Source organism: Streptococcus peroris ATCC 700780 (genome assembly GCF_000187585.1).
GTDB lineage: Bacteria > Bacillota > Bacilli > Lactobacillales > Streptococcaceae > Streptococcus > Streptococcus peroris.
In genome coordinates this window covers 320,744-342,570 of sequence record NZ_GL732463.1, presented here as the reverse complement: position 1 = coordinate 342,570, position 21,827 = coordinate 320,744, and the positions used below count along the sequence as shown (strand labels likewise).

Sequence of the window (21,827 nt, the reverse complement as noted above, 5' to 3'; positions counted from 1 at the left end):
ATATGTTTTATTTTATCATGTTTATCTTCGAAAAGAAAGAATTTTGTAAGCATTAGACTAGTAGTCTAGACTGTCAGCATGTCCAGAACCATTTCCTACAAAGTAACCAGTCTTACAATTAAGCGTAAAGAGATAGGTTCCGTCTGGCTTATAGAGATTGTAATAACCGTTCCCATTCACAATATTCACACGTTCCAAGATATATTGATTTCCAGAGATATATCCACGTGCACGTGATGTTGCAAGAATTTGTTCAAGGACACCATCTGCAAAATTCCAGGCAGGATTGCTGCTATCATTGACTGCTGTTTGATTATACGGTACTCGGCTAACACTTCTTTGTAAAGGCACACCTTCACTTGATAGGCCAGCATTTGTAGATGAAGTAGCGCCACTGGTTGAAGCAGAAGGACTACTTTCTGTAGTTGGGCTTGAAGCTTCCTGACTAGAAGCTGGTGTTGAAGAGGCACTTGTTGTTGTACTTGCTAATTGACTCTTACCGAGGCTAATTGCTTTATCTAGCAGTTTATCAATATCTGTATTACCAGTCTTGATATCTGTAAATTTTGCATCTGCTTTGATTTTTGCGTTAGTATCCAAAACACCATCCTTAATAACCGGTGTTTCAAATTGCGAATTTACTTCTTGGATAGCTTTTATCTGTGTTTCTAAGCTATCATATTTTGATTTAGCTAGAGTGTATTCTCTTGCTCCCTCGAGTTTGTCTAAAATTTCTTTCAACTGATTCAGTTGACTAAATTGACTATTTTTAAGAGCTGTTTTGTTTTCATCGGTATAAAATGTATCATAGAGAGTATTAAATTGCTCCAAGACCGACTGATTACTTACCAAGCCTGAGTCTGTAGCTTGGGTCTGCTGTTCTTGAGAAGAACGAGTAATTTGGTGATAAACGTAATAGGCACCTCCAAAAATTAAAAGTAATACCAAGATAAGGACTGATAGAATAGCCCATTTCTTTTTACTTTTTGGCTCTTCACTAGTCTGAGCAGAACGAGACAAAGATTGTAGTAGATTTTCATTTTCTTCATCAATTACTGCTACATTAGAGTTGCCTGCCTTAGCCATTTCAACAGTTTCTAATTCATCCATAAAGGGCTGATCGAGAATTCTTGTTTCTTCTTCATCAGCTTCTTGAGCTAGAATTTCACTTGTTTCTTCAGCTAATGCACTTGAGATTATTTTCTCTTCCGAACTTAATGCATTTTCTTGTTCAGTAGCTTCTCTCACTTCCTGGATCATATCATCCAAACTTTGAGTAGGCTGATCTTTTTTCGTTTGTAAATTCTCAAATTTATCGGCTTCGATTTCTTCACGGTGCTGTTTGATATATTTGTCCAAAACCGTATCTTCTGGAGTTACACCTGCTTCAACCTCTTCATTCTTTCGAATAGCCTGACCAACCGTTAAGTCTTTAGCATCTTCAAATTCAAATTTAGATTCTTGTTCGCTCTTATGATGGCGATTACTTCTTTTCTTACTCATCAGTCTTCCTTTCTGTCTTGACATCTTGTCTTTTCACTCGTTGACCAAAATATTGATACAAATCAACTTTCAAAGTACCATTGTAGAGTTTCCGTTTTTTATCCGCCTGACTACCATACTTACTTTCAAAAGCTTCATCACTGGTCAGGATAAATTTACTCCAAGTTTTGAGTGGTGCAAATACTTCTCCCATTTCAGCATAGAGCTTGGTTACTCCTGCATCGTCTGACAAGCGTTCTCCATATGGTGGGTTAGATATAATGACTCCATTAATTTTGTCCGTACGTAAATCTTGTACGCGCATTTGCTTGAAGAGAATATCTCCAGATACTCCTGCTGCCTGCGCATTAGCCTTGGCAATTTCCACCATACGTCCGTCGATATCACAACCCATAATGTCCAGTTCAATTTCTCGATCTATCTGCTTACTTGCCTCAGTTCTGACTTCTTGAATCAAGCGATCACTGATCCAGTTCCATTCTTCAAAGGCAAAGGAACGACGTAAACCCGGCGCCATATTACGAGCAATCATAGCTGCCTCAATACAGAAGGTTCCTGAACCACAGGTTGGATCAATCAGTGGTTTATCAGGATACCAGTTTGATAATTGCAGAATTGCTGCTGCCATGTTCTCTTTAATAGGAGCCCCACCTTTTTCAGTACGATAACCACGTTTGAAAAGACTAGAACCTGTCGTGTCAATCATGATAGTCGCAACATCTTTAAGAATTGAAACCTCTATTTTAAACTCTGGACCATTTTCCATCAGCGGAACACCTTCTGGTCGAGCATAATGTTTCTGCAACTTCTTCACAACTGCTTTTTTAGAAATAGCTTGAACACTAGGTTCATTATGAAGTTTTGATTTGACACACTTAGCCTTTGAAATTGGAAAACGCGCTCCAAGTGGTAAATAGTTTTCCCAATCTAAGGCAAAAACTCTTTGAAAAAGTTCTTCAAATGTTTTTGCGGGAAAAGTCCCAACAACAATCTTAATCCTATCTGCAGCTCGTAGCCACAAATTAGTTTCAATAATTGTCTTTACATCTCCTTCAAAGCGAACGCGACCATTCTCAACTTGACAGTCATAGCCAAGTGCACGCACTTCCCGACCTACAACAGCCTCTAAGCCTGCTGCAGCAGTCGCGATTAAATTAAATGTTTGTTTCATGTCAGTCTTTAAAGACCTTTCTCTTGTTCACCTTTAAAAAATGAGGTTGAGAAAATTTCTCAGCCCCAACCTATATGCAATTTTCTATAAGCCATGTTTTGTTCCAGAAGTGACTAGGACCACTTCTTTCGATAATCATCTGTCTACCACTAACAGCTAGAAGCTGCTAGCAGTCAGAGTACTACGTTCGTTTCCGCGCACTCCATGCCCCGACCAAAATTTGGGTTGCTAGCTTGAGGGGTTTACCGCGTTCCACTCTCTCTGTTTCCAGAGAGACTTCGTCACTGTGGCACTTTCAGAGCTACTAAAACATATCCGAAAACTTAGTCTATTCACTCGCCGTAACGATTTCTCGTCCCTAGGCTTATGGTTTCGCCTAGCACAAACACTACAGGCATCACAGCCTGTGCTAGCATGGACTTTCCTCATGAAAAGATAAACCCTCCACGCGATTATCCAAAAATTGCACAACTGTATGATTCTAGAAATCAGAATTTTCTACGATTTGTTTGCCAAATACTTCTTTTTCAAGACGATTCAAGCGTTTCAAGATATCAAAGTTAGTCATAGAAGTCGTACTTCCAAGCTCAGTAGGCTCAGACGTTACAGATACAGGTTCCACTTGAGGTTTGTTCGCCAATTGTTCTTTCAATTCTGCGACTTCCAAGCGCAATGATTTAACCAACGCTGCATAAGTTTCATAATCCTTGATAACGTCATCTAAGAATTCATCTACCTCTGCTTTACTGTATCCACGTACTTCTCTTCCAAAATCCTGCTCAAAAATATCTTTTGCTGTAAAAATAATACTTGCCATGTCTCTCTCCATTCTCAGTTACTAGTATTATTATATAAAAAAAGGCAAACAAAAAGCAAGGTCAAAGCCTCAATTTTCGGAAAAATTTTCGGCTATTTCGTTTAAATCCTCAAATGTTAATCTTTTTGTCATATAGTTGTCTTTCTTTTTCATCAGTTCGTAAAAAAATCTCAGTTTTGTTTCGTTTTCTTGATCATAAAAAAGATAGGCGCCATCTGTATTTTCAAGTAAAAAAATCTGGTAATCTCTCAATTGGCTTTTATGCTCATAAGCCGGATAGGCATACTTGATAAAATCGACTTGTTTAAAATCACTCAATTTGATCTGATTTACTTCATTCCAATTCGAGCCATGTGTTTCAAAATCAAAAATAGTCGCTAGTTGGAATCCATAGTCATCTTTCATTTCTCTTGCTACTTCTAAAACCCAGTGTTCAAAACCAAGAGTCCCAGTGAAAACTAGCCATTGCAAGCCTTCTTCGGCCAGTCTTTCCAAATCTCTACGAATGGCTTTTTTGATAATTTTTAAACGAATATCCTTTTCATTAAATAGTCCCAAATCAAAAGCCGAGTATCCCAAAACCAAGGCAGTATGCATTTTTTCACCCTTTCTAAAAACCTTTATGGTATAATAGAGTGATGCTATTGTACCAATAAGGAGGATTATGGTCAACTATCCACATAAACTTTCATCTAAATCAAGTAAAACTTCCCTACCTCAAACTAAAAATTTCGCAAATAGGGGAATGAGCTTTGAAAAGATGATTAACGCTACGAATGACTACTATCTCTCACATGGAATGGCAGTTATTCATAAAAAGCCAACTCCGATTCAAATTGTTCGAGTCGACTACCCTCAACGGAGTCGCGCTAAAATCATCGAAGCTTACTTTAGGCAAGCATCAACCACTGACTACTCGGGTGTTTATGAAGGATATTATATTGATTTCGAAGCCAAGGAAACCAAACAAAAAAATGCATTCCCGATGAAGAATTTTCACTCTCATCAAATTTTGCATATGGAACAGGTCCTTGAACAAAAAGGAATTTGCTTCGTCTTAATCCATTTTTCATCTTATCAGGAAACATATTTATTACCGGCAATTGACCTCATCCGTTTTTATCATCAGGATATGGGGAAAAAATCAATGCCACTTGATTATATCCGGGAAAACGGTTATGCGATTGAAGAACAGGCCTTCCCTCAAATACCTTATCTCGATATTGTCAAACAACATTTACTAGGTGGTAAAAAAAATGAATAAACAACTTATCTGGCGCTTTGCTAGGTATCTAGGAATAGGATTCTTAGCAGTCTTTCTCGCTTCAATACTAATTGGTGGAAGTGTTTTCTTCTACTATGTATCTAAAGCTCCCGAACTTTCTGAAAGCAAGCTGGTCGCAACAACTTCAAGCAAAATTTATGATAGTAAAAATGAATTGATTGCGGACTTAGGAGCAGAGCGTCGTGTGAATGCTCAAAGTAACGAAATCCCTACAGACCTTGTTAATGCAATCGTCTCCATTGAAGACCATCGCTTCTTCAATCATAGAGGTATTGATAGCATCCGCATCATGGGCGCTTTCTTACGAAACCTTCGAAGTAATGGTCTCCAAGGTGGGTCTACTTTGACCCAGCAGTTGATTAAATTAACTTACTTTTCAACTTCTTCATCAGACCAAACAATCGCACGTAAGGCCCAAGAAGCTTGGCTAGCTATTCAGTTAGAAAGAACTGCGACCAAACAGGAAATTTTGACATATTACATCAATAAGGTATACATGTCAAATGGTAACTATGGGATGCAGACTGCTGCGCAAAATTACTATGGTAAAGATTTAAAAGACCTATCAATACCACAACTTGCTCTTCTCGCTGGAATGCCTCAAGCACCAAACCAGTACGACCCTTATTCTCATCCAGAAGAAGCCACTGAACGTCGTAATCTAGTTCTATCAGAGATGCAAAAGCAAGGTTATTTGACAGCTGAACAATATGAAACGGCTATAAATACACCTATCACTGATGGTTTACAAAGTCTTAAAGGAAGCAACTCCTATCCTCCATACTTAGACAATTACCTCAAAGAAGTGATTGAACAAGTTGAAACAGAGACAGGCTACAACCTTTTAACTACTGGAATGGATGTCTACACCAACGTAGACCAAGATGTTCAAAAACGACTCTGGGATGTTTACAATACTAACGAATATGTCGAGTACCCAGACGATGATTTTCAAGCTGCTTCTACTATTGTTGATGTTTCAAATGGTAAAGTCATCGCTCAGCTTGGTTCACGTCACCAAGCCAGTAACGTATCGTTTGGTCTTAACCAAGCCGTTGAAACTAACCGTGACTGGGGTTCTGCCATGAAACCAATCACAGATTATGCCCCTGCATTAGAGTATGATATTTATGACTCTACTGCCTACATGCTGAAGGATGTTCCGTACAACTATCCAGGCACTAACATTCCTCTTTATAACTGGGATAGAGGGTATTATGGTAATATTACCCTTCAAACTGCTATCCAACAATCTCGTAACGTACCCGCAGTTGAAACTCTCGATAGAGTTGGACTCGATAAAGCCAAAAAATTCTTAAACGGACTTGGCATTGATTATCCAACCATGGTATATGCAAACGCAATTTCAAGTAATACGACTGAATCAGGTAAACAGTACGGTGCAAGTAGTGAAAAAATGGCTGCCGCCTATGCTGCTTTCGCTAACGGTGGTATCTATTATAAACCAATGTACATCAATAAAATTGTCTTCAGTGACGGTAGTTCAAAAGAGTTCTCTGATCAAGGTACTCGCGCTATGAAGGAAACTACAGCTTACATGATGACAGAAATGATGAAAACAGTATTATACTCTGGTATAGGTCGAGACGCTTATATTTCATGGCTTCCACAAGCAGGTAAGACAGGTACATCAAACTATACAGATGATGAAATTGAAAATTACATTAAGAGATACGATTATGTCGCACCTGATGAAAATTTTGTAGGATATACCCGTAAGTATTCTATGGCTGTTTGGACAGGTTACTCTAATCGCCTTACTCCTATCACAGGAGATGGTTTCAGAGTTGCTGCAAAGATCTACCGTTCTATGATATCCTATCTCTCAGAAGATGATTCCCCTGGTGACTGGACAATGCCTGAGGGCTTGTATCGTAATGGTGAGTATGTCTTCAAAGTTGGCGCTCGTAGTAATTGGGTTAGCCAAACACCTCAACAACCAGTTACAGAAGTTCAGAATTCCACAACTGAAAACCAGACTTCTGCAACTGAAAATAACAATTCTAATACTTCACGTAACGGTTCCACACCAAACACAAATCAAAACCCTGGACAACCTCAAAATTCTCGAAGACAACAATAAAAAATTCTAGGAGAATTGGTACTGACTCCCAAAAGTTAGGCGAATAATTATAAAAAGGACTTAATTCTGTATCAACCAGAACTAAGTCCTTTTAAATTAACATTAGTTGTAATAATCAATATAGTCTGTAACAGCATGTTTCAATTGATTTAGTGATTGATTGCTATGACTGAACGCCTAATATTCTTGTAATACCAGTTTGCCCATCTGACGATGTCATTCTTAGAAATTTTGAATCAATTTAAAAAATTTTTTCAACAACCATCTTTTCTGATAAACATCTTTTATTGACAATTATCAAGCAAATTTTTATGATATAATGAAAGAAGAAAATTGAAAGGAAACACCATGTCAAAAGAAGTTATTGTTGAAAGTTTTGAACTAGATCATACGATTGTAAAAGCTCCTTATGTTCGTTTAATCGGAGAAGAAACCGGCCCTAAGGGAGATATCATTTCTAACTTTGATATTCGTTTGGTTCAACCAAATGAGGACTCTATCCCAACCGCTGGACTTCATACTATTGAACACCTCTTGGCTAAGCTCATCCGTACTCGCATCGACGGTATGATTGATTGCTCACCATTTGGTTGTCGTACAGGTTTCCATATGATTATGTGGGGACGTCATACTAGCGCTGAAATCGCTGCTGTCATCAAGGATTCACTAAAGGAAATCGCTGAGACCACAACTTGGGAAGATGTTCCTGGAACTACCATTGAGTCTTGTGGTAACTACAAGGACCACAGCCTATTTTCAGCTAAGGAATGGGCAAAATTGATTCTTGAACAAGGAATCTCAGATGATGCCTTTGAACGTCATGTTATTTAACAAAAAAAGAACCAGCTTTTCAACTGGTTCCTTTTTTATTTTGAAGCCTTTGATTTAGGCTTTTTCACGAATGACTAGGACACCATCTTCCATGTCGGCTTCAAGGTGTTTAGCATCCAAGTTATCCAAGTGGAAATCTGTCACTTTATCTCGGATTTGTTGTTCAACTACACGACGAAGTGGACGAACACCCATGACTTCATCATAACCTTCTTCAGTCATGTATTCTTTGGCTGCATCACTCACAGCCAAGTCGATTTCTTTCTTAGAAAGAGTCTTATTGACGTCAATCAACATCAAATCAACAATCTTAGAAAGGTCTTCTTTGCTCAAATGTGAGAATTCAATCACAGCATTGAAACGATTAAGGAATTCTGGACGGAAGTAAGGTTTCAAACGATCCATCAATTCTGGTTTATCAGCATCCTCTGTCAAATTAGCTTCGTAACCAAATCCTGCATTTGAAGTAGCGATAATCACCGTATTCTTGAAGTTTACAGTATTACCTTGACCATCGGTTAAACGACCATCATCCAAAACTTGGAGAAGGAGGGTGATCACTTGAGGGTCAGCCTTCTCAATTTCGTCGAGAAGTACGATGGAGTAAGGATTACGACGTACTCGTTCTGTCAAGGTATTGCTGTTGTCATCATAACCAACATAACCAGCTGTTGTACCGATCAATTTAGAAACAGCTGTGCGATCGCTGTATTCTGACATGTCCAAACGGATGATGGCATCCTTAGTTCCGAACATATCAAGTGCTAATTGTTTAGCCAACTCAGTCTTCCCAACACCAGTAGGCCCTACAAAGAGGAAGCTACCGATTGGACGGTTCCCTTCGTCAAATCCTGCTCGGTTCCGACGGATAGCACGCGCTACTGCTTCTACAGCTTTATCTTGACCAATGACTTTAGTTTGCAAACGATGACCCATATCTTTCAAACGTTCGATATCCGTTGCTCCCATTTGTGATACTGGAATACCCGTCATCCGTTCTACTGATTCAGCCACATCGTTAATTGTTGCTGTTACTTTATGATCTTCAGTATGATTAGCAATTTTCTTTTCAAGTTCTTCGATACGAACTTTTGCATTTAATGCTGCTTCGTAATCTTCTTTAGCTGCAGCTTCTTCTTGTTTTGCTTTTTCTTCTTCAATTTCATGTTCCACAGCATGAACATCTGTCACTGGGTGTTGGGCTGCTAAGTGAGCTGCTGTCACGTCAACAAGGTCAATAGCTTTATCCGGTAAGCTCCGTTGTGGAATGTATTGAACAGAATAATCAACAGCTGCTTTCAATACTTCATCAGGCAAAATGACGTTATGGTGTTGTTGATAAAGATCACGAATCCCTTGAAGAATCTTGAAAGTATCTTCAGCGGATGGAGCATTAACCTTAACTTCATTAAAGCGACGAGCAAGTGCAGCGTTCTTCAAAATAGTATTACGGTATTCATCCTGAGTGGTTGCACCGATCACTGTCAATTCCCCACGTGAAAGAGCTGGTTTGATGATATCCGCAAGACCTTTTGAACCTTGACCATCACCTGTGCTACCTGCACCAAGGATTTGATGAATTTCATCAAAGAAGAGGATAATGTTTCCTGCCTTCTTCACTTCACCAATTAAGTTTTGAATGTTTTCTTCAAAGCTACCACGATATTGAGTACCAGCTTCAAGTCCAGAAATATCAATGGAAATAATTTCTTTGTTCTTGATAGCAGCGGGAACATCCCCGTTTACAATAGCTTGTGCTAATCCTTCAACTACAGCAGTCTTACCGACACCCGCATCACCAACAAGAACAGGATTGTTCTTAGTACGTCGTGAAAGAATTTCAGCAGTTTCCTGAATTTCTTCATTACGCCCGATAACAGGATCTAATTTGCCTTCGCGTGCTTCTTCGGTTAGGTTGCGGCCAAGTTTCGCAAGAATCCCATCTTGTTTCATCCCTTTACCTTGAACGTATTGAGCTTGTTCACTCCCTTCGCTTGGAAGTTGACCAGTTTGACGGTAAATGGCAAATTCCTCAGGTGTTACTTCACGACCGTTAATCAAATAACGACGATTTTCAGAACTATATCCACGCATACCGCCCATCAATTGGTTAAATAAATCATCCATATTGTTAAAATTGTTAAAGTTGTTATTCATATTTCATACCTCGTTTGAATTCAAAATTAGTAGCCAGAGAATCTGACTTTATCTGACCTTTTGCATAAAAAATTAAGACTAGCTTTTTGCTACTCTACGTACTATTTCTGGTTTCTCTTTATCCAATTCAGATCTTGTAATTGGACTTCTAAAAATATTCAAGTTAATCATAGGTTGTACCTCTTTTCTAGGTTTGACCCATACTTTGATTTCAAGATGACATGCACAATCACCTTAAAACCAATGTTTTCTAAGGATCTTCTTATCCTTATGTTCTTAGTATATCACTTTAGTCAGTAATAGTCAATAGTTTTTTGACCAAATTTGACTAATTTTTTAAAATTTTTTGTTTATCAAAAAAACCAGTCAAAATGACTGGTTTTCCGATTAACTATTTATGAATCTTAGCTCAATGCATCATCCATTGAAAGAACTTCGTGGAAGACACGTTGTGTCAATTCAGTTTTTTGTTCTGGAGTGAGGTACTTAGTATTTACACAATATCCAGAGATACGAACGATAACATCTTCACCTGCCATGATCTTATCATAAACATCGTTCAAGTCCATAACGTTCAAGTTACAGTGTTGACCACCATTTTCAAAGTAACCATCTAGGATTGTTACCAAGTTATCAACTTGTTCGTCACGAGTTTTACCAAGAGCACGTGGTGAAACTTGAGTTGTCAATGAGATACCATCAGCTGCATAACCAAAGTCAAGGCTAGAAAGTGAGTTCAAGTTTTGCAACCATCCACCTTTAGCTTTGTTAGATGGGTTAGCACCTGGTGAGAAGAATTCAAGTTTAGACAAGTTTACAGAACCATCTTCGTTGAGGTATACACCTTTGTGGACTGGTGAGTTACCAGTTTGTTTAGAGTAAGCAACGTTAGATGTGATTGTCAAAAGTGATACTGTAGCTTCTGCGTCTTTGTAAAGTTTGTGGCTACGTAGACGAGTTGTGTAAGCTTCAATCAACCATTCTGCCAATTCGTTTGAACGAGGGTCATCTTCACCCCAACGTGGGTATTCACCGATTGTTTCATAATCGTAGATATAGCCATTTTCATCACGGATTGGTTTAACTGTAGCGTACTTGATAGCTGACAATGTATCAACAGTGTTAGCGAATCCACAGATACCGAATCCCATGTTAGCACGTTGTTTAGTTGGCAAGAAGGCCATTTGAACTGCTTCGTAGTTGTACTTATCAGTCATGTAGTGGATGATGTTCAAAGCATCTACGTAAGTGTCAGTCAACCAATCAAGAGATTTTTCAAAGTTTGCTTTAACTGATTCGAATTCAAGAACTTCGTCACGAATTGGTTCGATGTCAAATACTTTGTAGTCTTTATGAACATCGTCATAACCACCGTTCAAACCAGTAAGAAGAGCTTTAAGAACGTTTACACGAGCACCGAAGTATTGGATGTTGTGACGTTGTTCTTCATTTTCTGGGTCAAGTGGAGATACACAGCATGAGATACAGCTCATTTCACCGTATCCGTCTTTAGCCATTGTTGTAACACCTTCATATTGGATTGAAGAGTGTTTGTGGCTCATGTGCATACAGTAGCGACGGAAGCTATAAGGTAATTTGTCAGTCCAAAGAACTGTCAAGTTTGGTTCTGGAGAGTTACCGATATTGTCAAGAGTATTCAAGAAACGGTAGTCCATCTTAGTAACACGGTGACGACCGTCATTACCCATACCAGCCATAGAAGTTGTGATGAAGGTTGGGTCACCTGAGTACAATTCGTCGTAAGCTTTTGTACGAGCAAATTTAACTGTACGAAGTTTCATTACGAAATCATCAACAAATTCTTGAATTTCAGATTCAGTGTAAGTACCACGAGCTAAGTCACGTTCTGCGTAGATGTCCAATACGATTGGTACACGTCCTAGAGATGTAGCAGCACCATTGATAACACGACAAACTGCCATGAATGCAATGTTAGTCCATTGGATAGCTTCTTTTGTGTCATATGCTGGGCGACGTACATCTACACCGTAAAGGTCACCTAATTCAACAACTTCTTTCAATGCTTGATATTGAAGATTTACTTCTTCACGAAGGCGGATAGATTCTTCATCAATTTCAGTGATAGCATTCCAATCACTTACTTTTTCAGCCATCAAATAATCAGCACCATAAAGAGCCAAACGAGCATAAACCCCGATGATACGTCCACGTGAATATGCATCTGGAAGACCAGTTACTGTGTGAGCGTGACGAGCACGACGAATATTTGTAGTGTAGGCACGGAAGATACCATCATTTACAGTTGTTACATATTTTGTAAAGATTTCATGAACTGCTGGGTCTGGTTCAAAACCATTTTCTTTCAAAGTAGTTTCAGCCATACGGATACCACCTTTTGGCATGAAGTTTAATTTGAAGAGTTCATCATTTTGGATACCATAAATCAATTCATTTTCTTTATCAATGTATCCAGCATCAATTCCTGCGATAGAAGTTGGACGGTTATCGTATGGGAAACGAGTAGCTTCATAGTGTGCTTTTGTTTCTTCTACGATTTTCTTAATATGCAATGAACGTTCTGTTGGTCCTGCAAGGAAACTTTCGTCTCCATCATATGGTGTATAGTTGGCTTGAACAAAGCGAGATACACTTGCTTTTTCTTTCCAATCTTCACCTTTAAAGCCTTCCCAGGCTTTGTCAAAAATGTCTTGTGCTTCAACAACTGTCTTAACAACCATGTTATTGTCCTCTTTTTTCTTTCTAGTAACAACCATCTGTTACATTTACAAGACTAGTATACCATACAGGAAACGGTTTCAACAAGTAAAAATAGACTTTTTGATTACTTTCTTTTATAATACAGTCATAATTTTGGGTATATCTGTATTATATTTTTGAAAATAATTTAACCATTTCCTATTTTTTCTGAAAAGAGTTAAAATATAACTAGAATCTTTATCAAAGAAAGGTACTCTCATGCTGATATTCCCACTGATGAATGATTTATCTCGTAAAATCATCCATATTGACATGGATGCCTTTTTTGCTTCAGTCGAAATCCGAGACAACCCCAAACTTAAAGGCAAACCAGTTATTATTGGAAATGACCCAAGAAAGACTGGTGGTCGTGGAGTTGTCTCAACTTGTAGCTATGAAGCGAGATCCTTTGGTATTCACTCAGCCATGAGCTCCAAAGAGGCCTATGAACGTTGCCCACAAGCCGTCTTTATTCCCGGAAACTACGAAAAATATACTGCTGTTAGCCAACAAATTCGAGCCATTTTTAAACGTTATACTGATAAGATTGAACCTATGAGTATTGATGAGGCTTATCTAGATGTGACTGAAAATAAACTAGGAATCAAGTCAGCTGTGAAAATTGCTCGATTAATTCAGCAAGATATCTGGCAGGAGCTTCATCTTACTGCTTCAGCTGGTGTATCTTATAATAAATTTTTAGCCAAAATTGCTAGCGATTATCAAAAACCTTGTGGATTGACTGTTATTATGCCTGATGATGCCGTAAGTTTCCTCCAACAAATGGACATTGCTAAATTTCACGGTGTCGGTAAGAAAACAGTTGAAATATTGCATCAAATGGGAGTGTTCACGGGAGCCGATCTCTTAGAAATCTCTGAAATTACTCTCATTGATCGTTTTGGTCGCTTCGGATTCGACCTCTATCGTAAGGCTCGAGGTATAGATAACTCTCCCGTCAAATCGAATCGTATCCGTAAGTCCATAGGTAAGGAAAAAACTTATAGTAAGATTCTAAGTCTAGATGAAGATATTAAAAAAGAGCTAACTCTCCTTTCGGAAAAAGTTGCTCTTAGTCTTCAAAAATATGAAAAAAGTGGTAAGATCGTCATTTTGAAAATCCGCTATGCCGACTTTTCTACTTTGACAAAACGAAAAACACTGAATCAACAAACACAAGACTCTGAAGAAATTGCTCAAAGCATTATCCAACTCTATGAAACACTGAGTGATAAAGACAAGGGAGTCCGTTTATTAGGAGTCACTGTGACTGGATTTTAAAAACCTTGAAGGATTCTTCCTTCAAGGTTTTTTTCTTATACAAATAGTCGAATGAAGCTATAAAGTAGTAATACACTACCAAGGACAATACGGTATTTACCAAACACGGTAAAGTCGTGTTTTTTGACATAGCTGGTCAAGAAACGAATAGCAACCATGCTGACTGCAAAAGCCACTACCATTGCTACCAAGAGCAAGAAGAATTGACCAAAACTCAAGACTTCTCCCGCTTTGATAAATTTAAAAATCTTCAAAGCGCTGGCTCCAAACATAACTGGAATTCCTAGATAGAAGGTAAATTCTGTTACCACTGAACGACTAGTACCGTTTAACAAACCACCAATGATTGTTGCACCAGAACGACTAGTTCCTGGTAAAAGGGACAAAACTTGGAAAAATCCAATATAGAGGGCTGTTTTATAAGGTAATTTATCTAACTCAGTAACTGTTGGCTCAATCGCTTGCGCTTTGTTACGTTTTTCAAGAAAGATAAAGGCAATCCCATAAACAATCAACATAATGGCTACTGAAACCTTGTTATGGAAGTAGGTATCAAACCAATCATCAAACTTAAAGACTAAGAGAAGAGGTAGAGTCGCCACAAAAACTTTGGACCATAACTGCCAAGTTCTACGAACTTGAACTTTATCCTTACCTGGTTTGAAAGGATTAAGTTTATTAAAGTAGATAACCACAACTGCAAAGATCGCACCAAGTTGAATGACTACGTTAAACAAAGACTTGAAAGCTTCAGTTTGGTCTTTATATTTGACGAATTCTTCCGCTAAAATCAAGTGACCAGTACTTGAAATCGGCAACCATTCCGTAATTCCTTCAACAATACCAAAAAAGATTGATTTTAAAATTTCAAAAAAATACATAGATTACTCCTTTTTCTATCCTCCATTATATCATACTTTTAAAGGCTGTGTTGAGTTTTATTTAGAAAGCACCAACACTTCCACCACCGCCACCGCCTGAGAAACCACCACCAGAGCTACCGCTTCCGGATGATACAGAAAAGGTACTTGCAGTATTAGCGACCGATGCATAACTGTTTATGTGAGAAGTCGATGTATGAAAGTCTGCATCCCATCCACAATACACATAAAGATTCATGTCTGCATTTTCAAGCTGAATATTGTGGAGTTTCATCATCTTATTCACTTTCTTGGCATATCCATAGAGAGTTGCATAGACTAAAAGACGATTCCAAACAACAATGCTCTCTAGTTCAGCCTTATCAAGGTGGGCAATATCACGAAGCATATTTTCAAAACTTGTCCAGAGATATAGTGCTTCTGCTCCTTCTTCGTTTAAGACTCCGTCACGAGATGGGCCTCGTGTCGCAAAATAAACTAGGGCACTTGCTAATAAACCTATTAAACCTAGGGAAAGCAGTGGAATAGAAAAATAACCATGTGTTCGCAAACTATAGTAAAAGATAAGAAGTCCTATTAAACCTGTTATAGCTGAACTGACCTTCATCCCATTCACAAGACTTTTTTCTTTATCCGTTAAAGGACGATAATAGCTTGGAAGACGTAGAATTTTTACCTTTTCTCGAACACAACTTTGCATGCGTTGAAGCCGTCTCTCGAAGGAACGCTTGAGATGTAATCCGAATTCTCGAATGTGCTGCTCATCAGCTTCCTTAGCACCATGGAATAATCCTGAGGAAACTTGATATTCCGGGAAAAGGTCTGAAAGAGGCAGTTCTTTATTAGTAGATAGAGTCATTCGCAAGCATTCTTTTTCAAAATTAGACAAGTCTTTTTCACTATTGATCCTCAAGCACGGTTCCTCTTCACCTTGAAAAATGGATAAATATCCTCGATCAACTAAATCCAGTAAAGTTGCCTGAATCAATCGTTCAAAAGAAAACTTGCCAAACTTCTTCTTATTCAAGGGACTGATTTCCTCCAAGGAGGTAGAGTAAATAGCCTCAGCCAAAACCATTGGAGGTAGATCCATTGGAGGTTCGTAGATCCGATGATTCTTGGGATATACCTTTTTGAGGGTCGTATGTTTACGAAATACTCGATAATACATGATAGTCATCATCAATAACACAATAAAGATTATTGGAAAAATCCACTTTATCATGAGACTAGCTTGCACTTTGCTAGCTTTTATTTCTATCTCAATCTTTTTGAAATCTCTTAAACGCTCTTCTTCCAATCCTTGGCTTGGAGCTGCTGAGAAAGCCTTCCTCGGCCAATAGGCATGTAGTTCAACTTGGCGTTTTCTAGGAAGATTTTTCATCTTCACCTGATAAATATCATTTACTTTTTCGACACTTCCCTCATTGAGGAGTTTACCGGTATGGAAAAAAAGCTTCTCTGCCGGACTATCTGAAGTTACTCGAAATTCCAAATTTTTGATGTCTCCTGAACTATATGTCAGAGGTTGCCAATTCAATTCAGCAATATCCTGGTATAAGAAAAGAAGATTTTTTAATTGCCAAGTAATGTTTACACGTACAGTATCTCCTGCTTTTCCTGGATTTAAAATTGTTACTTGATAACCGTTTCCTTTTTCCTTTGTATAGGAAAGCACATCATCTACAATTTCTCCGTTTTTTGAGACTAGAACAGTGGGATTATCATTAATCTCAAAGTTTTTTGGCATTTTTCCTTCTTTTCCTAGCCCGACTGATTGACCATTAAAATCATCTTTAAAACGGTAGGTGATTGTTTGTCGGAAAACAGCTGTATTATCTGCATGAATATTCAAATCTCCCTTATAGGAGAGAATATCAAAGTCCACAGCAAAAGCGAGACGAGGTATGAATAACAAACAGGTAAATACCAAGACTAGTAGCCATTTCTTTTTCATCTTACATTCCCTTTCATGTTTCTTCACTATTATATCATTTTTTATACGTTAAGAATTACTTGTATTGAAAATCTCACCATTTTTAGATACAATAGAAAGAGCCATTTTTAAACTAGAAATAGGAGAGAATATGAAAAAATTATGCTTTTCAATCCTTGCTAGCCTAGCCCTAACTCTAGGATTAGTTAGCCAGGTCCAAGCCGATGAATATTTACGCGTCGGAATGGAGGCAGCTTATGCCCCCTTTAACTGGACTCAAGACGATGACAGTAACGGTGCTGTCAAAATCGAGGGAACAAATCAATACGCCAATGGTTACGATGTTCAAATAGCTAAAAAAATTGCTAAGGACTTAGGCAAAGAACCACTGGTCGTTAAAACTAAATGGGAAGGGCTAGTCCCAGCCCTTACATCTGGTAAGATTGATATGATCATTGCTGGTATGAGCCCAACCGCAGAACGTAAGCAAGAGATAGCCTTCTCAAGTAGTTATTATACTAGCGAACCCGTACTTCTGGTCAAGAAGGATTCTGCCTATGCAAATGCCAAATCATTAGACGACTTTAGTGGTGCAAAAATCACTTCTCAACAAGGTGTCTATCTTTATAACTTGATTTCACAAATTCCAGGCGCCCAAAAAGAAACTGCCATGGGTGATTTTGCACAAATGCGTCAAGCTCTTGAAGCTGGTGTTATCGATGCTTATGTATCTGAACGTCCAGAAGCTTTAACTGCTGAATCGGCAAACGCTAAGTTCAAAATGATTCAGCCTCAACCTGGTTTTAAAACGGGAGAGGAAGATACAGCTATCGCTATTGGTCTACGTAAAGATGACAAACGTATCAGTCAAATCAATGCTAGCATTGAAACCATTTCTACAGATGAACAAATAGCTTTAATGGATCGTATGATCAAGGAGCAACCTGTAGAAGCTACAACTACTGAAGAAAACAGCAGTAATTTCTTTAGCCAAGTTGCTAAAATTCTAACTGAAAACTGGCAACAACTTTTACGTGGTGCTGGTATTACACTTCTCATTTCGATTATCGGTACCATTGTCGGTCTCATTATTGGTCTTGCTATCGGTGTCTTCCGTACAGCACCCCAATCTGAAAATCAATTTATTTTTGGCATCCAAAAACTAATCGGTTGGATTCTCAACGTCTATATTGAAATTTTCCGTGGTACACCAATGATTGTACAAGCGATGGTTATTTACTACGGTACCGCCCAAGCTTTTGGAATAAACCTAGACCGTACACTGGCTGCTATCTTTATCGTTTCTATCAACACTGGTGCCTACATGACAGAGATTGTCCGTGGTGGTATTCTAGCTGTTGATAAAGGACAATTTGAAGCGGCAACTGCACTTGGTATGACCCATAATCAAACCATGCGTAAGATTGTATTGCCTCAAGTCATTCGAAATATCTTACCTGCAACTGGTAATGAGTTTGTCATCAACATTAAGGATACTTCTGTATTGAATGTTATATCTGTTGTAGAACTTTACTTCTCAGGAAACACGGTAGCAACACAAACCTACCAATACTTCCAAACCTTTACCATCATCGCAGTTATCTACTTTATTCTCACTTTCACAGTAACACGTATCTTACGCTACATCGAAAAACGTATGGATATGGATACTTACACAACAGGCGCTAACCAAATACAAACGGAGGATTTGAAATAATGAATCAACCCATTCTTGAAATCAAACACCTCAAAAAATCCTATGGACAAAACGAGGTCCTCAAAGACATCTCACTCTCTATTCATAAAGGAGAAGTGATTTCTATCATCGGTAGTTCCGGTAGTGGTAAATCCACCTTCCTTCGTTCTATCAACCTTCTTGAAACACCAACTGAAGGTGAAATCCTTTATCATGGTGAAAACGTCCTTGAAAAAGGGTATAACCTCACTCACTACCGCGAAAAACTAGGTATGGTCTTCCAGTCCTTTAACCTCTTTGAAAATCTCAATGTTCTTGAAAATACGATCGTTGCACAAACAACTGTCCTCAAACGTGAACGCTCAGAAGCTGAGAAAATTGCTAAAGAAAACCTCGAAAAGGTTGGCATGGGAGAACAGTACTGGCAAGCTAAACCGAAGCAACTTTCTGGTGGTCAAAAACAACGTGTAGCCATTGCTCGAGCACTTTCTATGAATCCTGACGCTATTCTCTTTGACGAGCCTACATCAGCTCTTGACCCTGAAATGGTCGGTGAGGTTCTCAAAATCATGCAAGAACTAGCTCAAGAAGGTCTGACCATGATTGTTGTAACCCACGAAATGGAATTTGCTCGTGATGTATCACACCATGTCATCTTTATGGATAAAGGTGTTATTGCAGAAGAAGGCAAGCCTGAAGAACTATTTACAAATCCTAAAGAAGAACGTACAAAAGAATTTTTGCAACGCTATCTTGGATAAGAAAAAAAGACTGCAACCTGCAGTCTTTTTTATATTCTTCAAAATGAAATGGCAGTTTCTTTTTCAAACCTGCCTGTATCCAAAGACTAATCTTCAAATTTTTCATGATTTTTGTCGTAGAAATCAATTAAACCGAGAGCTGTTTCAAAGGAAATGTTTTTAACTTTTGCACGTCCTTGAGCTAGAGCGATAATCGACATCTCACGTGCATTTGTTTCCTTAGAAATGCGATAGCCTGTGATTTTCTTATCACGAACCCAGCTAACAACTGATTCTACTTTTTCAAAGTTAGACTTAGCCATGTTTTTCTCCTTTTTTTCTTTGCGCTATATCACTGTATATTTTTTTATAGTATTTGTCAATATAAATGCATACCTACACCAAACTACAACGCTCAGAATACAATTATTTAGCTTTTAAAGCTGATAATATATGGGTTCGTATGTCTTCAACTCCATTAGGATTTGCTGGTAAGAATATTGTATTATTTCCCTCTTTATCTGCAAAATTATTTAATGTATCCAAATACTGGTTGGTTAATAAGATTGACATAATTTGTTCTTCAGTTAATTCAACATTTGCTCCTTTTAACTCTTTAATGGAATCAGCAAGTCCGTCAACAATTGCTTTCCGCTGCTCTGCAATCCCCACACCATGGAGACGATCTTTTTCTGCCTCAGCTTCTGCCGCTGTAACGATCTTAATTTTATCTGCTTCAGCCAATTCTTGAGCTGCTACTCTCTTACGTTGGGCAGCATTAATTTCATTCATTGACTGCTTGACCTCTGCATCCGGCTCAACTTTGGTAATGAGCGTTTTAACGATAATATACCCATACGTTGACATTTCTTCCGCTACTTGTTTTTGAACTTCTAACGCAATCTCATCTTTTTTCTCAAACAATTCATCCAAAGTTAACTTAGGAACAGATGAACGCAATGCATCTTCAATATAAGATTTAATTTGAGCTTCAGGTCTCATCAATTTATAGTAGGCATCTGTAACATTTAACTCATTTACACGATACTGAGTAGCGACATTCATGGTCACAAAAACGTTATCTTGGGTTTTGGTTTCAACCACGATCTCACTTTGTAAAAGGCGTAGCTGTACACGAGCTGCAATTTTGTCAATGCCAAATGGTGCTCGTAGATGAATACCACTATTACTTAACTTTTGATATTTACCAAATCGTTCGATAATGGCAACAGATTGTTGACGAACGACATAAACAGAGCTTACTAGAATAACTCCCACAATAAGCATTAGAATCACTAGAACAAGTATAACTGGTAAAACCATGGGAATCTCCCCCTTTCTTCACTTACATTATAGCACTCATATATAGGTTAGGCAAATAATATGATAAAAATTCTATAGGATATTAAACAAGCATATTATAGAGGGTTTCATTCCCGTTTAAATTAATATAAGACGGGTCGAATCTTTCCATTCGGTGAATTAATCCTGCATAATCGTGCTTATTTGCAAGAGCAACACCAATTAAAACAGGACCCGTTCCCTTACTGGCACGTTTAATGTACTCAAATCGTGTGATATCATCATTTGGTCCTAAGATATCATTTACGAATTCCCGAAGAGCACCTGGACGTTGCGGGAAATTCACTACGAAGTAATGCTTGATCCCATCATATATCAAGGCACGCTCTTCCATCTCTGGCATCCGGTTGATATCGTTATTTCCTCCAGAGATGATACAACAAATGGTCTTACCTTTTATATAGTCTGACAGTACTTCCAGAGCCGCCACACTAGCAGCACCAGCAGGCTCAGCTACAATCCCTTGTTTAGAATAAAGATCAATTAAGGTCTCAGAAATCAAACCTTCATCCACGCCAATAAGAGTCTGTACATTTTTACGAGTTACTTCATAGGTCAACTGTCCTACTTTTTGAACGGCGATTCCATCTGCAAATTTATCGATATCATTGAGTTTGACTGGTCCTCCAGCTTCAAAAGCTGCCTTCATTGAACGAGCTCCTTCAGCCTCAACACCAATAACCTCAATCTGAGGATTTGTTTCTTTAATATAAGTAGAAACACCTGAAATAAGGCCTCCACCTCCTACAGGTACCAAGACGGTATCAAAATCAATGGATTCTTTGCGTGCTTCTTCTAAAATCTCATAAGCAACAGTTCCTTGCCCTGCTTGAACATAAGGATCATCAAAAGGATCGATAAAGGTACGATTTTCAGTAGCTGTGAACTCTTGAGCAGCCTTGGCAGATGCATCAAAGGTATCTCCTACCAATTTAATCGTTACAAAATCACCACCAAAGAAACGAACCTGACCAATTTTTTGTTGTGGTGTTGTAATGGGCATAAAGATTGTTGCAGGGATCTTCATCTCATTACATGTGTAAGCAACTCCTTGAGCGTGATTTCCCGCTGACGCACAGACAACTCCACGTTCACGTTCTTCTTTGCTCAACTGAGAAATCGCATAATAGGCTCCTCGAATCTTAAATGACCGAACTCGTTGAGCATTTTCTTTCTTGAGATAAATTTTAGCTCCGTATTTTTCTGATAAGTAATGATCATATTCTAATGGTGTATTAACTACTACACCACTCAGAACTTTGTGGGCTTTCACCACATCTTGTGCACTAAGCATAATCTTCTCCTTGATTCGTTTTCAAGATAA

Annotated in this window: 17 protein-coding genes, 1 other RNA gene and 1 pseudogene; 6 read left to right on the top strand and 13 right to left on the bottom strand. The window is 38.4% G+C overall.

Translation table 11 applies throughout. The features are described 5' to 3' along the window. Nucleotides 1-57: 57 nt before the first annotated feature. From mapZ to HMPREF9180_RS03600, 5 genes are all read right to left on the bottom strand, one after another. Nucleotides 58-1,503, bottom strand: coding sequence for a cell division site-positioning protein MapZ (gene mapZ, locus HMPREF9180_RS03615; RefSeq protein WP_006145077.1), 1,446 nt, complete (start codon nucleotides 1,501-1,503; stop codon nucleotides 58-60). Further along, the gene (locus tag HMPREF9180_RS03610) at nucleotides 1,496-2,674 is read right to left on the bottom strand and encodes a THUMP domain-containing class I SAM-dependent RNA methyltransferase (protein ID WP_006145076.1); all 1,179 of its coding nucleotides are present in this window, start codon (nucleotides 2,672-2,674) and stop codon (nucleotides 1,496-1,498) included. The genes mapZ and HMPREF9180_RS03610 overlap by 8 nt, the downstream gene beginning before the upstream one ends. A gap of 82 nt (nucleotides 2,675-2,756) precedes the next feature. Next, an RNA gene (gene rnpB / locus HMPREF9180_RS10095) (RNase P RNA component class B) lies at nucleotides 2,757-3,138 on the bottom strand. Between the two features lie 17 nt (nucleotides 3,139-3,155). Next, entirely contained in the window at nucleotides 3,156-3,491 is a 336-nt protein-coding gene (gene gpsB / locus HMPREF9180_RS03605; RefSeq protein ID WP_025168611.1) for a cell division regulator GpsB, read from the bottom strand. Nucleotides 3,492-3,560: 69 nt separating this feature from the next. Further along, nucleotides 3,561-4,088, bottom strand: a complete 528-nt coding sequence (locus HMPREF9180_RS03600; protein ID WP_006145073.1) for an SLOG family protein — start codon at nucleotides 4,086-4,088, stop codon at nucleotides 3,561-3,563. Nucleotides 4,089-4,155: 67 nt separating this feature from the next. Here HMPREF9180_RS03600 and recU point away from each other — a divergent pair, with 67 nt between their 5' ends. Further along, nucleotides 4,156-4,755, top strand: coding sequence for a Holliday junction resolvase RecU (gene recU, locus HMPREF9180_RS03595; protein WP_006145072.1), 600 nt, complete (start codon nucleotides 4,156-4,158; stop codon nucleotides 4,753-4,755). Continuing rightward, nucleotides 4,748-6,880, top strand: coding sequence for a penicillin-binding protein PBP1A (gene pbp1a / locus HMPREF9180_RS03590; protein WP_025168610.1), 2,133 nt, complete (start codon nucleotides 4,748-4,750; stop codon nucleotides 6,878-6,880). The genes recU and pbp1a overlap by 8 nt, the downstream gene beginning before the upstream one ends. A gap of 102 nt (nucleotides 6,881-6,982) precedes the next feature. Here pbp1a and HMPREF9180_RS10540 read toward each other — a convergent pair. Then, nucleotides 6,983-7,039 (bottom strand): annotated as a pseudogene (locus HMPREF9180_RS10540) (IS3 family transposase); the annotation flags it as partial. Nucleotides 7,040-7,228: 189 nt separating this feature from the next. Here HMPREF9180_RS10540 and HMPREF9180_RS03585 point away from each other — a divergent pair. After that, nucleotides 7,229-7,711, top strand: a complete 483-nt coding sequence (locus HMPREF9180_RS03585; RefSeq protein WP_000032544.1) for an S-ribosylhomocysteine lyase — start codon at nucleotides 7,229-7,231, stop codon at nucleotides 7,709-7,711. A 54-nt stretch (nucleotides 7,712-7,765) separates the two neighbouring features. Here the strand turns inward: HMPREF9180_RS03585 and HMPREF9180_RS03580 are convergent, their stop codons facing one another. Continuing rightward, entirely contained in the window at nucleotides 7,766-9,868 is a 2,103-nt protein-coding gene (locus HMPREF9180_RS03580) for an AAA family ATPase (protein ID WP_006145069.1), read from the bottom strand. 404 nt (nucleotides 9,869-10,272) lie between these two features. After that, nucleotides 10,273-12,588: a formate C-acetyltransferase gene (gene pflB, locus HMPREF9180_RS03575; RefSeq protein ID WP_025168609.1), complete on the bottom strand. Its 2,316-nt coding sequence runs from the start codon at nucleotides 12,586-12,588 to the stop codon at nucleotides 10,273-10,275. 238 nt (nucleotides 12,589-12,826) lie between these two features. Here pflB and dinB point away from each other — a divergent pair, with 238 nt between their 5' ends. Further along, nucleotides 12,827-13,888, top strand: coding sequence for a DNA polymerase IV (gene dinB, locus HMPREF9180_RS03570; protein ID WP_006145067.1), 1,062 nt, complete (start codon nucleotides 12,827-12,829; stop codon nucleotides 13,886-13,888). A 35-nt stretch (nucleotides 13,889-13,923) separates the two neighbouring features. Here dinB and HMPREF9180_RS03565 read toward each other — a convergent pair whose 3' ends face one another. Beyond that, complete coding sequence (locus HMPREF9180_RS03565; RefSeq protein WP_006145065.1) at nucleotides 13,924-14,769, bottom strand: undecaprenyl-diphosphate phosphatase; 846 nt, start codon at nucleotides 14,767-14,769, stop codon at nucleotides 13,924-13,926. 61 nt (nucleotides 14,770-14,830) lie between these two features. Beyond that, entirely contained in the window at nucleotides 14,831-16,726 is a 1,896-nt protein-coding gene (locus HMPREF9180_RS03560; RefSeq protein ID WP_025168608.1) for a DUF2207 domain-containing protein, read from the bottom strand. Nucleotides 16,727-16,856: 130 nt separating this feature from the next. Here HMPREF9180_RS03560 and HMPREF9180_RS03555 point away from each other — a divergent pair, with 130 nt between their 5' ends. Then, a complete protein-coding gene (locus HMPREF9180_RS03555; protein WP_025168607.1) occupies nucleotides 16,857-18,422 on the top strand; it encodes an ABC transporter substrate-binding protein/permease in 1,566 nt (521 codons plus the stop codon). Next, complete coding sequence (locus HMPREF9180_RS03550; RefSeq protein WP_006145061.1) at nucleotides 18,422-19,162, top strand: amino acid ABC transporter ATP-binding protein; 741 nt, start codon at nucleotides 18,422-18,424, stop codon at nucleotides 19,160-19,162. Before HMPREF9180_RS03555 ends, HMPREF9180_RS03550 begins: the two co-directional genes overlap by 1 nt. Nucleotides 19,163-19,248: 86 nt before the next feature. Here HMPREF9180_RS03550 and HMPREF9180_RS03545 read toward each other — a convergent pair whose 3' ends face one another. The 3 genes from HMPREF9180_RS03545 to ilvA all read right to left on the bottom strand — a co-directional run bounded on the left by HMPREF9180_RS03545 (nucleotide 19,249) and on the right by ilvA (nucleotide 21,797). Next, nucleotides 19,249-19,464 (bottom strand): capsule biosynthesis transcriptional regulator, encoded by a 216-nt coding sequence (locus HMPREF9180_RS03545; RefSeq protein WP_002893653.1) that lies wholly within the window; start codon nucleotides 19,462-19,464, stop codon nucleotides 19,249-19,251. Between the two features lie 103 nt (nucleotides 19,465-19,567). Next, a complete protein-coding gene (locus tag HMPREF9180_RS03540; RefSeq protein ID WP_006145056.1) occupies nucleotides 19,568-20,464 on the bottom strand; it encodes an SPFH domain-containing protein in 897 nt (298 codons plus the stop codon). Nucleotides 20,465-20,546: 82 nt separating this feature from the next. Beyond that, nucleotides 20,547-21,797, bottom strand: coding sequence for a threonine ammonia-lyase IlvA (gene ilvA / locus HMPREF9180_RS03535; RefSeq protein WP_006145055.1), 1,251 nt, complete (start codon nucleotides 21,795-21,797; stop codon nucleotides 20,547-20,549). Between the last annotated feature and the right edge of the window lie 30 nt (nucleotides 21,798-21,827).

Bases quoted from the DNA above. Each gene is read 5' to 3' on its own strand.
- HMPREF9180_RS03540 (WP_006145056.1), bottom strand. From the start codon at position 20,464: ATGGTTTTACCAGTTATACTTGTTCTAGTGATTCTAATGCTTATTGTG.
- HMPREF9180_RS03580 (WP_006145069.1), bottom strand. From the start codon at position 9,868: ATGAATAACAACTTTAACAATTTTAACAATATGGATGATTTATTTAAC.
- HMPREF9180_RS03545 (WP_002893653.1), bottom strand. From the start codon at position 19,464: ATGGCTAAGTCTAACTTTGAAAAAGTAGAATCAGTTGTTAGCTGGGTT.
- pflB (WP_025168609.1), bottom strand. From the start codon at position 12,588: ATGGTTGTTAAGACAGTTGTTGAAGCACAAGACATTTTTGACAAAGCC.
- gpsB (WP_025168611.1), bottom strand. From the start codon at position 3,491: ATGGCAAGTATTATTTTTACAGCAAAAGATATTTTTGAGCAGGATTTT.
- HMPREF9180_RS03555 (WP_025168607.1), top strand. From the start codon at position 16,857: ATGAAAAAATTATGCTTTTCAATCCTTGCTAGCCTAGCCCTAACTCTA.
- ilvA (WP_006145055.1), bottom strand. From the start codon at position 21,797: ATGCTTAGTGCACAAGATGTGGTGAAAGCCCACAAAGTTCTGAGTGGT.
- pbp1a (WP_025168610.1), top strand. From the start codon at position 4,748: ATGAATAAACAACTTATCTGGCGCTTTGCTAGGTATCTAGGAATAGGA.
- recU (WP_006145072.1), top strand. From the start codon at position 4,156: ATGGTCAACTATCCACATAAACTTTCATCTAAATCAAGTAAAACTTCC.
- HMPREF9180_RS03560 (WP_025168608.1), bottom strand. From the start codon at position 16,726: ATGAAAAAGAAATGGCTACTAGTCTTGGTATTTACCTGTTTGTTATTC.
- HMPREF9180_RS03600 (WP_006145073.1), bottom strand. From the start codon at position 4,088: ATGCATACTGCCTTGGTTTTGGGATACTCGGCTTTTGATTTGGGACTA.
- mapZ (WP_006145077.1), bottom strand. From the start codon at position 1,503: ATGAGTAAGAAAAGAAGTAATCGCCATCATAAGAGCGAACAAGAATCT.
- HMPREF9180_RS03610 (WP_006145076.1), bottom strand. From the start codon at position 2,674: ATGAAACAAACATTTAATTTAATCGCGACTGCTGCAGCAGGCTTAGAG.
- HMPREF9180_RS03565 (WP_006145065.1), bottom strand. From the start codon at position 14,769: ATGTATTTTTTTGAAATTTTAAAATCAATCTTTTTTGGTATTGTTGAA.
- HMPREF9180_RS03585 (WP_000032544.1), top strand. From the start codon at position 7,229: ATGTCAAAAGAAGTTATTGTTGAAAGTTTTGAACTAGATCATACGATT.
- HMPREF9180_RS03550 (WP_006145061.1), top strand. From the start codon at position 18,422: ATGAATCAACCCATTCTTGAAATCAAACACCTCAAAAAATCCTATGGA.
- dinB (WP_006145067.1), top strand. From the start codon at position 12,827: ATGCTGATATTCCCACTGATGAATGATTTATCTCGTAAAATCATCCAT.